Origin of the sequence: Stenotrophomonas sp. GbtcB23 (assembly GCF_019091045.1) — a bacterium.
Classification (GTDB): domain Bacteria; phylum Pseudomonadota; class Gammaproteobacteria; order Xanthomonadales; family Xanthomonadaceae; genus Stenotrophomonas; species Stenotrophomonas rhizophila_A.
Genome location: NZ_JAGXKC010000205.1, coordinates 1 through 452 on the forward strand (window position 1 = coordinate 1; position 452 = coordinate 452).

At 62.4% G+C, this 452-nt stretch carries 1 protein-coding gene; it reads right to left on the reverse strand.

Annotation, left to right across the window (positions count from 1 at the left end):
* Positions 1–452: CorA family divalent cation transporter (locus KVS69_RS18805; protein ID WP_217539492.1), on the reverse strand; the 452-nt coding region annotated here is incomplete at both ends.

The following is a 452-nucleotide window of genomic DNA, read 5'->3' on the forward strand; positions in this document are numbered from 1 at the left end:
AGAAATACGTCGACAGGTGCCAGCCCAGCAGTGCGGCGACAAAACTCGCCTCACCCAGGCAACCGATATCGCAGTCCGTTTCGGGCTCTCTGGCCCGCATCGCCGCCAAGAACTCGATGTCCTCGGCGTGATGGGTCACGACGAAGTTGGGTCCTGCCACGATGGTGAGGACGCCCCCCCTAAAGTCGAGGTTCGCCCCGGGTAGAACGGCAACCACCCGCGCCATGAAATGGTTGGCGAACTTCTCCAAACGGGGATTGGTAGCGATCGGCCCGGTCGGCAGCGATCCCTCCCCCAAGTCCAGTGCCCCCCACACACGGGCGACCTCCGCATCGCTGGCGCCGCACAGGGCAATCCATAGGAGATCCTGGTCTCCGGGAACGCGGTTAGAAAGATCCGACAAAGCCGGAAAGCAACTGTGTTGCCCGCGATAGAGGGTGATGGTGACACCA